Genomic DNA, 10762 nt, shown 5'->3' on the forward strand with positions numbered 1-10762 from the left:
ACGAAAAAGGGCTCCCGGAGGAGCCCTGATCATTCGTGGTAGCCCGTACCAGATTCGAACTGGTGATCTCCGCCTTGAGAGGGCGGCGTCCTAAACCGCTAGACGAACGGGCCAAGTGGATGGCTGGGATGGAGGGAGTCGAACCCCCATTGACGGAACCAGAATCCGCTGTCCTGCCATTAGACGACATCCCAATGAGCATCCGCGCTCGCGTTGCCGCTTTGCGCAAGAAAGTATATTACGGTACGAAAACCCTCCGCGCAAGCCCCAATTCCAAGTTTTTTGGAACGATCGGGCGACCAGCGCTCTTCTGCCCCGGCGGGGTTAAAACACCCTAGGGATTATTTTGCATGGCATGCGAGAAATCGCATGCCATGCAAAATAATCCCTAGGGTGTTTTAACCCCGCCGGGCCCGGGAACGACCGGGGCGCCTCTCCGCCGGGCGGCGCTCGGAAGCTGCCGGGGTCCCCACGCGTCAAAGTCCCGCGGCACGAAAAAGGGCTCCCGGAGGAGCCCTGATCATTCGTGGTAGCCCGTACCAGATTCGAACTGGTGATCTCCGCCTTGAGAGGGCGGCGTCCTAAACCGCTAGACGAACGGGCCATGTGCGCGGTGCGTTTCCGCTTGCGCAGGAAGGATATTACGGGAACTTCCACACCCGCGCAAGGCCATTTTTCGAAAAACTTGAACTTGTGGATGACTCATGAAGGAGCGCGACAGGCCAAGCGGATGCCGTCCCGGGCCACGTTAAAACACCCTAGGGATTATTTTACATGGCATGCGATTTTTCGCATGCCATGTAAAATAATCCCTAGGGTGTTTTAACGCTCCCTATCGGACGTCCACGCGGCGCACACCGATGCGATCGAGCAGAGCAGGAGAATGGGATACGATCACCAGCCCCATGTTCCGCTCGCGCGCAATCGCGAGCATGGCACGCCATACCTCGGCCTGCGTCACGGCATCGAGCATGGCGGTCATCTCATCGCAGATCAAGTAGGCAGGCTCGGCCAAAAGCGCGCGCGCAATGCAGAAACGCATGAGCTCGCCGCCGGACAGCTCATGGGGAAAGCGGGTCAGCCACTCATCGCGAATACCGAACGCATCGAGCAGCCCTAAGGTCCGCGCTCGTTCGATCGCCTGGTCATACCGCAGTCCGCATACCCCTTCGGCAAGTGAGCGACCCAGGCGCATCCGCGGGTCAAGCGCCTGCTCCGGATGCTGCCCAATAAGCTGGACCGACCGCTGCCCGCGCGCAGCCAAGGGCGCCCCATCAACCCAGATCTCCCCGTTCTGCGGACGCAGATAGCCGGCAAGCAAGCGGCACAGCGTTGTCTTGCCGACGCCCGAGCGCCCACATAGCGCTACGCGCTCCCCCGCCTCAACAGTCAGCGAGAACCCCTCGTACAGCTTCGCCGCACCGGGGTACCCAAAGGCAATGTCCGTCGCCTGAAGACTCATGGCCGCCCCTCCTCACACACTTCTGCGTGACCATCGTCCCCAAGGCACATGCCGTGAGCGGGCATCGCTTGCCACAGCGCCCGTGCGAACGGCGTGCGCAGCAGCTCGGGCACCTCAAAGCTGGATACGGCCGTCTCCTCCACCACCGTTCCATCGCGAAATATCGCAACGCGGTCGGCCACGCGCAAGGCGAGCTCGATATCGTGGGTGATGAGCAGCACGCCACCCCCATCGTCTGCAAACGCCCTCAGGTCATCGAGCGCATGCACGGCAAGATCCATATCGAGGCCCGGCGTCGGTTCATCGGCGACGATGAGCTTCGGCTCGTCCATAAGCGCGCACATGAGCAGCACGCGACGGGCCATGCCGCCCGACAGCTCAAAGGGATACATGCGCTCGACCTCGGGAGCCAACCCGTAGCGCTCGAACAGCGCCCGCATGCGCGCACGGCGGCAGGCGCGCTCACGCCCCTGACACGCGCCGATGACCTGCTCCCCCACCCGCATCAGCGGATCGAGGTGCGACACACTCTGAGGCACCAACGAGATGCCGTGCCCGCGCAAGCGAGCGAGCCCGGCGGCGTCCATGAGCTCGCCATCGAACCAGATCGTTCCGGCGACCCGTGCATTGGGCTCGTACAGACCGAGCAGGGCATCGGCGAGCAGGGTCTTTCCCGAACCGCTCGCGCCCACCACAGCCAAGATCTCCCCCGCATGGACCGACAGCGTCAGGTCGTGCAGCTGCGTGCGCATCACCTTGCGCGCGCTCCAATAGGAGGCCGCCGTGTCGTACATGGAAAACGAAACGCTCAGCCCCTCGACGGACAGCAGGTGATGGCGCCCGGGATGATGCGATGATGCCGCATGGGAATGGCCATGATGGAACCCCAGGTCCCGGTGGGGTCCGTGGGCAGGCGTCCCGGCACCGTCACCGGGCATCTGCGTCGACACGATATCGTCGCTCATCGCTGCACCCCCTCGGTCGACATCAGGTCGCGCAGGGCCGCGCCCACGCGATCGAACAGCAGGACCACGACGAGCAGCGCCGCGCCGGGAAACACCGCGAGCCACCAAGCACCCGCGGTCAGATACCCCATGGCCTCGGAGAGGATGACGCCGATGGCGGGCGTCTCGGGCGACAGGCCGAAGCCCAGAAACGTGATGGACGCCTCGTGCAGGATGGCATGGGGAAACAGCAGCACCAGGCCGACGAGGTACTGCGGCAGCACGGAGGGCAGCGCGTGAGCGAGCGCGATGCGCACGCGGGAAACGCCGAGGGCACGCGAGCAGGCAAGGTAGGGCTGCGCGCGCAGCTGCAGGATCTCGGCGCGCAGCACGCGGGCGAGGCTCGGCCAATGCGTGCACGCGACGCCCACGCACACCCCGAGCGCCCCGCGGCCGAGCGCGTAGCTGATGAGGATAAGCAGCACGATATGGGGAATGCCCATAGTGAGGTCGATAAGCCAGCTGACGGCGGCGTCCGCGCGCTCGCCCCCAAGTGCCGCGATCGCCGCGACGACAAGGGCGATGATCGAGGAGACGGCCGCGGACACAAGGCCGATCACGATGGAGGTTCCCAGCCCCGAGACGGTCCGCGCCAGCATATCGCGCCCCATCCAATCGGTTCCGAACAGATGGGCGAAACCCGGTGCGAGGTTCTTGTCTGCGAGGTTCGTCGCGACGGCTGCGGGCTCAAGCAGTCTGCCGGCAACCACCACCGCAAACAGCACAGCGATTGACACCGCCGCCCCCGCGAGCAGGGCGCGGCGACCGGAGCCGAACCGCGGCGACGCGGGCGCGTGAAACACCGTGACGGAGCTGACGCCGTCCGTAGCGACAGACCTGCTGCAAGCGACCTCCCGCTTTGCACGATCAGCCGCGCACATGGGACACCTCCGCGCGCATGCGGGGATCGACGACGCCGTACAGCAGGTTGGCGGCGAGGTTGCCCACAAAGACGAGGGCCGTCGTGGCGAGCGCGAGCCCCACCAGCAATGGCGCATCTCCCCCGAGCCCTGCCGTAACGGTCGCCTGCCCGAGACCGGGATACGAAAAGACCTGCTCCACCAACACCGAACCGCCCACGATCTCGCTTATGGATGAAAACTGCAGGGTGATCGCCGGGAACAGGAGATTCCGCAGACCGTGACGGCGCATAACGGTCCAGACACCCTCGCCGCGCGCGGCGGCAAGGCGCGCGTAGTCGCTCGTCATGACGTCGACGGCCTTCTCACGGGTGTGGAGCGCGATGTTGGCCACCCCGGTCACCGACAGCGTAAGCGCCGGAAGGACCAGATGGTGCAAGCGCTCAGCAAGCGTGACGGTGGCGGCGGACCGGCCGATGGGAACCGAAAACCCGATAGGAAACCACCCCAGCTGCACAGCGAACACCATGAGCATAAGGATGGCGAGCCAGAAGGCCGGCGTGGCCGACAGCAGGTAGCAATAGGTTCGAATCACCCGGTCGACAGCACGGCCGCGCATCGCGCCCGCGATGATTCCGAGCGCCGTGCCCAAAACGCCCGACAGGATCCACGCCGAGACGAGCAGCAGCGCCGACCCTGCGACGCGGTCGGCAACGACCTCAGCAACCGGCGCGTTGAAGCGCAGGCTCTCGCCCCAATCGCCCCGCACGGCGTCGCTTGCCCATGCCGTGTAGCGCTCCCACATGGGCTCGTCGGCCCCCCAGCGCTCAGCGAGCTGCGCACGCTTCTCCGCGCTCATGGAAAGCATCGCCGCCTGGCCGGTATTGGCCTGAACCGGGTCGATGGGCGATGCGCTCACCAGCGCGAACGTAAGAACGCTCACGGCGACCATGAGCGATGCGAAGCGCACGATCTGTCCGACTGCGAACCGCAGCATGAACCTTCCCTTCCGGGTTCTCGGTATCCGGTTGCGCTGGGCCCCAACGCGGCGCAGGCTCAACCGGCAAAGTCCCGTTACGCCCAACTCCAGCGATCGACGTTGTTGACGAGCGACCAGCCGTGTCCGTGCGGATGGGGCTTCTGCCGCGCCACGTCGAGTCCCGTCCGCTTGAAGTACAAGTGATCGACGTTGGCAATCCAGCACCACGTGGCCGCCCCCTGCGGCGCGACCCCTTCGCTGCCATCCCACAGGGCCTTTTGCCAATACGCGTAGGACGCCTCGACATCGGTCTGCGCGAGTGCGAGGTCGAGGTACGCGTCGACCGCCTCGCTCTCGTAGCACGCGTAGTTGCCCCAGCCCGTCGAGTAGTTGAGTTCGTACACCTCGATGGGCGAATTAGAGCCCCAGCCCCACAGGACCGGCTGCTCAAACTCATGCGGATAGATCTCGTCCCAGCTTCCACCGCGCGGCGTGACGTCGATCCCGAGCTCGCCCATCTGGCTCGCGAACTCGTTGGCAAGGGCCTGACGAACCGAATCGTCCGAGGAATACCACAGGTCGAAAGCCGCGCGCACGCCATCGCGAACGCGCACGCCATCGTCGCCCGCCACCCATCCGGCCTCGTCGAGCAGCTCGCAGGCCGCCGCGCGGTCGAAGGCCACGGCCATGTCCTCGCTCGACCACGGCATGCCGTCGCCCACGCTGTACGCGACCTCGCCGTACCCGTTGAGAACGTGCTCGATCATGGTCTGCCGGTCGACACCCTCATTGATCGCGCGGCGAACGGCCACGTCGCAGGTGACGTCGTTGCCCGTTGGGTACTCGTTGTCGCCGTCCGCCTTCGTGCCGCCCGCGGGCACGCACGGCAACGAGATGCCGCGCGAATCCACGGTTCCGTACGAGACGAGCTCATAGCCCTCGAAGCGCTGGTCGGAGTGGGTCGCATAGGTGTAGGCGATGTCAACCTGGCCCGCCTGCACCGCCGCGAGGGCGGCGTCCTCGTCCATGAACACCACCACGACGCGCTCCATGAGCGGAGGCTCGCCGTAGTAATCGGGGTTGGCCCGAAAGATGACCTGCTGGCCGCGGTTCCATTGCTCAAGTAGATAGCGCCCCGAGCCGACCGGATGGGCACCGTAGTCCTCGCCGTAGGCATGCTCCGGCACGATACCGAGCACGGCCAGCGTGTAGAGCAGCGCGTTGTAGGGCTTGTTCAGGTGGAGCTCGACCACGGTGTCCGAGACGGCCACCGCCTCCTTGACCATGGAGAGGTCCGCCTCGGAGGTAGTGCCGTGCGCCACCGCGTTGACGGTGAAGGCGACGTCAGCGGCGCTCAGCGGCTCGCCGTCCGAGAACCGCACGTCATCACGGATAGTGAAGGTCCAGACGAGCCCATCGTCGGAGCACACGTAGTCGGTGGCGAGGTCGTTGACGAAGTTGAGATCTTCGTCGGTGGTGATGAGGGTCGACTGGATGAGCGGCTCGTGCACGTGCTCGCCGCAGCCCCATGCCACGAGCGGATCGAACCCCGCAGCGGGCTCGCTGCCGGCGTTCATGGCAACGATAACCTGGCTTGTGGCGCGCGCCGCCGACCCCATGGACGACGCGGCGCCGTCCGTTGCGGCAGACGCCCCGCAACCCGAAAGAAACCCGGTCGCAGCGCAGGCGAGCGCCGATGCGAGCAGCCCGCGGCGCGAGCAGCACGATTCGCCGTCAGCTACGTCCATGGCGTCCCCCTTGGTGTTACGAATCACATCATGCGTATCACTATTGCTGACAGCATGATAGCCATGGCCCCCACTCCACGCAAGCGAAGCGGGACTCTGGGAAACAGCAGGGAGTTCGCTATTTTCCGCCTAGAGGTCGAGGTATGCCAACAGCTCGTCGGTGCGGTTGGGCACCGCTCCGCTCATCGACGCCTTGAGCGCGCGGCGAAGCAGCTCGCCCACGCGCGGACCCGGCTTCACGCCGGCGGCGATCAGGTCGCGCCCCTTGAGGGCGAGCGTCTCCATGCTGTACGCCTCGTGGTTGGCGATGAGTTCGCGCACCATCTCGCGCATGCGCTCGATGTCCTCGACATAATAGAAGCACGACGGCGCCTTGCCGAGCGCATCGGCGCGCTTGAGGTCGAACAGCTCGCCCATGAGGCGGGCGGTGTTGAGCCCCTCGCCCGAGAAGGTCTGCATCACCTTGAGCAGGTCCTCGCGCTCGGCCATCATGGGCCGGTCATGGTAGCGGATGAGCAGGCAGGTGTCGCGAACCAGGTCGTTTGAACACGAAAGCCGCCGCATGATGTCGCGCGCCATCGTGGCACCGAGTTCGGGATGCCCGTAGAAGTGCCCGCGACCGTTCTCGTCGACGGTAAAGGTCCCGGGCTTGCCGACATCATGCAGCAGCGCCGCCCACATAAGCGAGGGCGAGGGCGGCTGGTCGGGATCGCCGCCGTCGATGCGGAAGCGCGACAGCTCGCCGGCCACTGTGAGCACGCGGGCGATGTGCTCGTAGACGTCGTAGGCATGGTACGGGCTGCGCTGGTCGAAACCGCGGCAAACCGCAAGCTCGGGGATCGCGGCGCACATGAGCTCAGGGTAGCGCAGCAAGGCGTCGCCACCATGGGCCGTCACGAGGATACCTTCGAGCTCGATGCCCACGCGCTCGCGCGCCACGGCGTCGAGCAGCGGGGCGCACTCCGCGAGTGCCTCGGCGGTGGCGGGCTCGATGCGGAAGTCCAAGCGGCAGGCGAAGCGCACGGCGCGCAACATGCGCAGGGCGTCTTCCTCAAAGCGGCGGCGGGGCTCGCCCACCGCGCGGATGACTTTGCGCGCAAGGTCTCCCTGTCCGTCATACAGGTCGAGCAGGCCGCGCTCGGGATGCCAGGCCATGGCGTTGACGGTGAAGTCGCGCCGCGCGAGGTCGTCCTCCACGCGGCTCGCCTGCGTAATATGCTCGGGATGGCGCCCGTCGGTGTAGAAGCCGTCCAAGCGGTACGTCGTGACCTCGATGCGCTCACCGTCGACCACCGCCGTGATACCGCCGAACTTGATGCCGGACTCCACCACCTGAATGCCCGCCGCCTCGAGTGCGGCCTCGTTTTGCTGCCACGTTCCCGCGCAGCACAGATCGACGTCATGACCGGATCCGCCCATGAGTGCGTCGCGGACCCATCCGCCGACGACCCAGGCCTCCAGGCCGGCGGCCTCGAGCACGCGCAGCACGCGCTGCGCCGCATCGGACAGACACGTCCCGTTCAGTTGCGCTGTCGAGCGAATCTCCGTCACCATGGCCCTCTTCCGTCATGTATCCCCGCTCCACCAAAGTATAGCGTGAGCAAGGACCAGCGGGTCCTATGCGTTGGCAAGCTTGCGCCGAATCGGGGTTTCGACCGGCCGCCGACCCGCTGAAACGCAATCGCCTTCTAGCTCGTATACGATGTGAGGAGGTGATATGCATGACAAACCCCACCACAAGCGGAGCCTTGCGCTCCGAGGCATTCATGGACTGCGCCGTCGCCGAACATGGCGACGCCGTGTTCCGGCTTGCCCTGAATCAGCTGAGAAACACCGCCGACGCGCAGGATGCCGTCCAGGAGACCTTCGTACGCCTGCTGACCAGCGAGGCTCGCTTTGAAAACGAAACCCATCTGCGCGCCTGGCTGCTGCGCGTGGCAATCAACATCTGTCATGACATGCACAAAAGCGCCTGGCACCGGCGCGTGGAAGGGCTTGACGACGGCCCGGGCGCCTTAGGCATCGAGGCCCTCTCATCCGACTCCGCCGAGCAAGATGCCCTGCGCAACCTGAGGGATCATCCGGTTTGGGACGCCCTCGCGAGCCTTTCCGACGACCAGCGGCTCTTGATCCACCTCGCGTACGTCGAGGGCAACAGCGCTGCCGAAATCGCACGGCTGCTCGGCATCAACGCCGCCACCGTGCGCACGCGGCTGTTCCGCGCACGCACGCGCCTGCGCGACGCCCTAAGCGCATCCAGCGCCGACACCGCGTCCGATGGGCCCGACTCGTCCCCGTCCACCATCCGTGGTGAGATTCTGCCCCACGGTCCCCCGAGCTCCGAGACGCGTCCGCACACGTAAGGAGAGGAGGAATCATGACAACCACCCTGGAAAGCTACGTTCGGTGCATGGGCGAGGTCACGCTTACGCCTAAGATGCGCGCAGCTCTGCAGCAGCGTCTCGCACACGAGCGGGCACAACGCGCAAATGCGACCGCCCACGTAGATAGCGATGAAGCCCGGCAGCAGCCCAAGCGGGTGGAGCGCAGCGTGCATACGCGTCGGCGCTTCCTTGCGCTTGCCGCCTGCACCGCCGGCGTCGCACTGGGATGCGCCGCGATCGGGTCCCTGTGGTCGACGATCAGCTCCAACGAGGCAGGCGACGGAGCCGCCGCGAGCGGCGGCGCACCCGAGGAAAGCTCGAGCGCGGGAACGCTTGCCGGAACGGATCAGCCCGCCTTTGTGCTTGCCGCCTATGCCGACGGCACGCCCGTGGAGGACCGTAGCGACACGGTGCTCGCCGGCCCCGGATTCCTGGACTCCGTGGGCAGCTGGGACGCCGGTCCCGATGATGACGGTAGCGGCATGAGCTGCCACAACGTCTTCAACATCGATCTTCGCGCCTACGGGGACGACATCGTGCAGCTTGACTACCGCATCGACGGCGACGAGTCCGCCCAGTTCTGCTATCTGGGCAGCAGAAGCTATCAAACACCCGATGGTTCGTTGGAGGAGATGCACGGACAGGAGCTGACCATCACGCAGGATATGCTCGAGCGCATCGGAACGATTGACGGCGGCACGTTCTCGCTTGAGATGACCTTCGCGCTTCCCGACGAATTTGAGGCACTGCACGAGGAGTCCCGCGCAACCGGCAACAGCGACGAATTCCGCTTTGAATCCATCGCCTACGGTGCGCAGCTACTCGCGGGGCGCATCATCACCGTCACGGCGAGCTTCGCTGACGGCACGACGCTCACCCACGAGTACCGCATCGAGCCGGTCGATGACTTCAAGGACGCGCTGGCGCGAAACTCCCAGGCGTTTTCCGCCAGCATCGACGCGGGAACCACCGAAGAGCTCGTCTATGAGCCACTGTTTACCATCGAGCAGCTCAGCTGACGTCTTGGCATCGCAGGGGCGGCGAGCCCAGCTGTGACTCCACCTTGCGCTGAAGCTTTGACCTGGGCACCACGGGATACCGGCCGGCTATCGTTTCCAAGAGCCGGCCGGTACGCTGTCGACAGCCTGCCGGTACGCTGCATGTGGCAAATCGCACCTGTGTTGCTTTGTTTTGTATTGCAATTCAATCATATTGTGATTGCACATCACGAAGTGAGTGCTTCACATCGGGAGCGCCAAGTATAAGCGACGTCGGCACCGGCAAATCCGCAGGTAGCGCCTCCGTCATGAACGGCTCTACTCCCCCTCTTCAGATTCAAGCACTCACTTCGTGAAGTGCGGCGTTCGTCCGCCCCTCGATGCGTGCTGTACCCGCTCGCCTGCATATTCCAAGGCTCGATTTCGATGGATGCGGCCCCTCTTGAACGTCATGTGTTGCTTGCTCACGGGCACGTGTTCTTGACGTGCGTCTCGACACATGGCGGTATGCTACCTGTCGGTATTGTCCATACGCCGTTGGCTGTATCGAAGCATCGAAAGGAAACGCCCATGGCCTCTGACCTCGCGATCACACCGGACACGATCGCCGCAGCGCATCGCTCGTTTATTGACGACCGCAGCAACCTGATTGCTCGCAACGCCGTCACCAGCTCGGGAATCGCCGCCGCGGTACGCAACCCCCAAGTTGCCGCCCTTGCAACGACCACCTTTGACGTCCAGCTCGCCCAGGGCGACGTCACCAACCAGATGCACTCTGGCCGCTGCTGGATGTTCGCGAGCCTGAACACCATGCGCTTCCGCATCATGAAGAAGCTCGGCCTTAAAACCTTTGAGCTCTCGCAGGCATACCCCCTGTTCTGGGATAAGTACGAGCGCTCCAACTGGTTCTTCGAGAACATCATCGCCACCGCCGACCAGCCGCTGACTGACCGCGAGATCGCCTACCTGCTTGCCGACCCCATGTGCGACGGCGGACAGTGGGACATGTTCCGTTCGCTGGTCAAGAAGTACGGCGTGGTGCCCAAGGAGGCCATGCCGGAGACCTTCCATTCCTCCAACACCGGCACGATGAATCAGTACCTCACCCGCTACCTGCGCCATGGGGCCAAGCGCCTGCGGGACGCATGCGCCGAGGGGACCGATCCCGCCGGCCTCGCCGCCCTCAAGGGCGAGCTGCTCGATGGTGTCTACCGCATCCTTGCCATCTGCCTCGGCGAGCCGCCGGTGTCCTTCGACGTGCGCATCCGCGATGAGAAAAACGAGCTCAAGGCCTCCGGCACCTACACGCCGCAGAAGTTCTTCGCCG

General features: G+C 65.0%; 9 protein-coding genes and 3 tRNA genes. 3 read left to right on the forward strand and 9 right to left on the reverse strand.

Features of this window, described 5'->3' with window-relative positions:
* Nucleotides 1-36: 36 nt before the first annotated feature.
* The 9 genes from QUW00_RS09210 to QUW00_RS09250 form a co-directional block, all read right to left on the reverse strand.
* Nucleotides 37-113, reverse strand: a tRNA-Glu gene (locus QUW00_RS09210).
* Between the two features lie 7 nt (nt 114-120).
* Nucleotides 121-194: transfer RNA gene (locus tag QUW00_RS09215), tRNA-Gln, on the reverse strand.
* A 333-nt stretch (nt 195-527) separates the two neighbouring features.
* Nucleotides 528-604, reverse strand: a tRNA-Glu gene (locus tag QUW00_RS09220).
* A gap of 228 nt (nt 605-832) precedes the next feature.
* Nucleotides 833-1462 carry an ABC transporter ATP-binding protein gene (locus QUW00_RS09225; RefSeq protein WP_289614086.1) on the reverse strand — a complete coding sequence of 210 codons (630 nt, stop codon included), beginning with the start codon at nt 1460-1462 and terminating at the stop codon, nt 833-835.
* Nucleotides 1459-2427 (reverse strand): ATP-binding cassette domain-containing protein, encoded by a 969-nt coding sequence (locus QUW00_RS09230; protein ID WP_289614087.1) that lies wholly within the window; start codon nt 2425-2427, stop codon nt 1459-1461. The genes QUW00_RS09225 and QUW00_RS09230 overlap by 4 nt, the downstream gene beginning before the upstream one ends.
* Nucleotides 2424-3203, reverse strand: a complete 780-nt coding sequence (locus QUW00_RS09235; RefSeq protein ID WP_289614088.1) for an ABC transporter permease — start codon at nt 3201-3203, stop codon at nt 2424-2426. Before QUW00_RS09235 ends, QUW00_RS09230 begins: the two co-directional genes overlap by 4 nt.
* Nucleotides 3204-3333: 130 nt before the next feature.
* Nucleotides 3334-4323: an ABC transporter permease gene (locus tag QUW00_RS09240; RefSeq protein WP_289614089.1), complete on the reverse strand. Its 990-nt coding sequence runs from the start codon at nt 4321-4323 to the stop codon at nt 3334-3336.
* 77 nt (nt 4324-4400) lie between these two features.
* Nucleotides 4401-6053, reverse strand: a complete 1653-nt coding sequence (locus QUW00_RS09245) for an ABC transporter substrate-binding protein (RefSeq protein ID WP_289614090.1) — start codon at nt 6051-6053, stop codon at nt 4401-4403.
* Between the two features lie 129 nt (nt 6054-6182).
* Complete coding sequence (locus QUW00_RS09250) at nt 6183-7607, reverse strand: CCA tRNA nucleotidyltransferase (protein ID WP_289614091.1); 1425 nt, start codon at nt 7605-7607, stop codon at nt 6183-6185.
* A gap of 167 nt (nt 7608-7774) precedes the next feature.
* Here QUW00_RS09250 and QUW00_RS09255 point away from each other — a divergent pair, with 167 nt between their 5' ends.
* From QUW00_RS09255 to QUW00_RS09265, 3 genes are all read left to right on the forward strand, one after another.
* Nucleotides 7775-8416 (forward strand): RNA polymerase sigma factor, encoded by a 642-nt coding sequence (locus tag QUW00_RS09255; protein WP_289614092.1) that lies wholly within the window; start codon nt 7775-7777, stop codon nt 8414-8416.
* A 14-nt stretch (nt 8417-8430) separates the two neighbouring features.
* Nucleotides 8431-9456, forward strand: coding sequence for a hypothetical protein (locus tag QUW00_RS09260; protein WP_289614093.1), 1026 nt, complete (start codon nt 8431-8433; stop codon nt 9454-9456).
* 549 nt (nt 9457-10005) lie between these two features.
* The coding region (locus QUW00_RS09265; protein ID WP_289614094.1) for an aminopeptidase C at nt 10006-10762 on the forward strand (757 nt) is incomplete at its 3' end.

Source organism: Collinsella tanakaei, assembly GCF_030373545.1.
In the GTDB taxonomy this organism is placed as follows: Bacteria; Actinomycetota; Coriobacteriia; order Coriobacteriales; family Coriobacteriaceae; genus Collinsella; species Collinsella tanakaei_C.